General features: G+C 32.4%; 3 protein-coding genes. All 3 read left to right on the top strand.

Annotated elements, in window-relative coordinates:
* Positions 1-939, top strand: a 939-nt coding sequence (locus Q0370_RS05200) for a dihydroorotate oxidase (RefSeq protein ID WP_299573015.1), incomplete at its 5' end; no start/stop codon positions are given.
* Between the two features lie 74 nt (positions 940-1,013).
* Positions 1,014-1,748, top strand: coding sequence for an NAD-dependent protein deacylase (locus Q0370_RS05205; protein ID WP_299573017.1), 735 nt, complete (start codon positions 1,014-1,016; stop codon positions 1,746-1,748).
* A 14-nt stretch (positions 1,749-1,762) separates the two neighbouring features.
* Positions 1,763-2,185, top strand: a 423-nt coding sequence (locus Q0370_RS05210; protein ID WP_299573019.1) for a low molecular weight protein-tyrosine-phosphatase, incomplete at its 3' end; no start/stop codon positions are given.

Here is a 2,185-nt window from a genome sequence, read left to right on the forward strand (position 1 = left end):
GGAAAAATGGCAACTACAAAAACAAAAATAGGTAATTTTGAGTTTGAAAACTGCTTTATGAATGCTGCTGGAGTTTACTGTTATGACAAAAACGAATTGGAACAAGTGATAAATTCACAAGCTGGAACATTTGTTACCAAAACTGCGACATTACAGTCACGTCCTGGAAATCCTGAACCTAGATACTACGACACAAATTTAGGAAGTATAAATTCAATGGGGCTCCCAAATTTAGGATTTGATTACTATTTAGAATATTTATTAGAATTACAGAAAACACATCCTTATAGAACTTTCTTTTTCTCGCTTGTAGGAATGTCGACAGAAGACACTCACGCATTACTAAAAAAAGTTCAGGAAAGTGATTTTAAAGGAATAACAGAACTTAACCTGTCTTGTCCAAATGTTCCAGGAAAACCTCAAATTGCCTACGATTTGGAAACTACTGAAAAATTATTAACAGATATTTTTTCATATTTCAAAAAACCACTTGGAGTAAAATTGCCTCCTTACTTTGATATTGTCCACTTCGATCAGGCAGCTGCAGTATTTAATAAATTTCCACTAACATTTATAAACTGTATAAACAGTATTGGAAATGGGCTTGTGATTGAAGATGAAAGCGTTGTAATAAAGCCTAAAAATGGATTTGGCGGAATTGGGGGAGAATACATAAAGCCAACTGCTCTTGCCAATGTTCACGCATTTTATAAAAGATTAAATCCTTCTATCAAAATTATTGGAACGGGAGGAGTTCTTACGGGACAAGATGCTTTTAAACATATTCTTTGTGGAGCGAGCATGGTACAAATCGGTACGACTTTACATAAGGAAGGTCCTAGCGCTTTTGAAAGAATAACTAACGAATTAAAAGCTATTATGGACAAAAAAGGATACAAAACTATCGAAGATTTCAGAGGAAAATTGAAATATTTATAATTTTTTCAACCCACTATTTTAATGGTGGGTTTAATAATAAAAAATAAAGTAAACAACGAAATAAGGTGATAGAAATGGATAAAATAAGTTTGCTTCAAAAAATAATTGATGAAAGTAAAAGAATCGTCTTTTTTGGAGGTGCGGGAGTTTCTACAGAATCTGGTATCCCTGATTTTAGAAGTGCAAATGGAGTCTACAATTTAAAACTTGATAGGAATTTTTCTCCAGAAGAGCTTGTTTCCCACACAATGTATGAAAAATATCCTGAAGAATTTTACGATTTTTATAAAAAACATCTCGTTTATCCAAATGCAAAACCAAATTTCGCTCATAAATACTTGGCAAAGTTGGAACAAGATGGAAAATTGAAGGCTGTAATTACCCAGAATATCGACTGTCTGCATGAAATGGCTGGAAGTAAAAATGTCCTGAAACTTCACGGAACTGTTGACAGCAATACTTGTATTATTTGCAACAAAAAATACAATATGGAAGAATTTTTAAAAATCTGTGAAACTGAAAATATCCCACATTGTTCAAAGTGTGGTGGAATTATAAAACCAGATGTTACTTTATATGAAGAAATACCTGATCCAGATACTTTTAGAAAAGCAATAAACGAAATATCCAAAGCTGATACATTAATTATCGGTGGAACTTCTCTTATCGTGTATCCAGCAGCTTCTCTTGTACAGTATTTTCAAGGAAAAAATCTCATTTTAATAAATAAATCCAAGACTGAGCAGGATAATTTTGCAAATTTAGTTATACACGAAAGCATAGGAGAAGTTTTTAAAAAATTAAAATAAATAAAGAGGTAAAAATGATAAAAGTATTATTTGTCTGTCTAGGAAATATATGCCGTTCTCCAATGGCAGAAGCAGTCTTTCGAGAAATGGTAAAAAAAGAAGGTCTGTCTGATAAAATCATAATTGATTCAGCAGCTACAAGTTCCTGGGAACATGGAAACCCAGTTCACCACGGTACTAAAACTAGGCTTGCCAAAGAAGGAATAGGTGTTGAGGGAATGTATTCCAGAATTTTGAATAATGATGATTTGGATGCCGATTATATTATTGGAATGGATGAAAGTAATATAGAAAATATAAAACTTTTTACAAATGGAAAAAATAAAGGCGAAATAAAAATGCTATTAGAATACGCAGGAGAAAACCGAGAAATAAAAGATCCTTGGTTTACCGGTGATTTTGACACAACTTATGATGATGTTGTAAAAGGCTGTAAT

It is taken from the genome of uncultured Leptotrichia sp. (assembly GCF_938036635.1).
In the GTDB taxonomy this organism is placed as follows: Bacteria; Fusobacteriota; Fusobacteriia; order Fusobacteriales; family Leptotrichiaceae; genus Leptotrichia; species Leptotrichia hongkongensis.